Origin of the sequence: Bradyrhizobium sp. NBAIM08 (assembly GCF_020193935.1) — a bacterium.
In the GTDB taxonomy this organism is placed as follows: Bacteria; Pseudomonadota; Alphaproteobacteria; order Rhizobiales; family Xanthobacteraceae; genus Bradyrhizobium; species Bradyrhizobium yuanmingense.
Map to the genome: position 1 here is coordinate 1 of NZ_JADYVR010000947.1, position 404 is coordinate 404.

Consider the following 404-nt stretch of genomic DNA (forward strand, 5'->3'; position numbering starts at 1 on the left):
ATCGAGGGTGTGAGGCCGAGCGGGGCGGGGCCGAGGTCGGAGCGAGAGGCCGGGATGACTGACCGAGAGTTGCTCGAACGGTTCCGGACGTCGCGGGACGAGGACGCCTTCGAGGGCCTGGTCCTGCGGCACGGGCCGATGGTGCTGGGGCTCTGCCGGCGGGTCCTGCGCGACGCGCACGAGGCCGACGACGTCTTCCAGGCGACGTTCCTGCTCCTGGCGAGGAACGCGGGGACGATCCGCGACCTCGACTCGGTCGCCGGGTGGCTCTACGGGGTCGCGTACCGGATCGCGGTCCGGGAGAAGGCCGGGGCGCGGCGACGATTGGCCGGAGGGCGAGACTTGGCGATGGCCGTCACCGGGATCGGGGAGGATCGGGCCGACGAAGACCGGCGGGACCGGGA

The 404-nt window shown here is 73.0% G+C and carries 1 protein-coding gene; it reads left to right on the top strand.

What is annotated here, in order from left to right:
* Positions 1-54: 54 nt before the first annotated feature.
* Positions 55-404, top strand: a 350-nt coding sequence (locus tag I6F37_RS42870) for an RNA polymerase sigma factor (RefSeq protein ID WP_276573835.1), incomplete at its 3' end; no start/stop codon positions are given.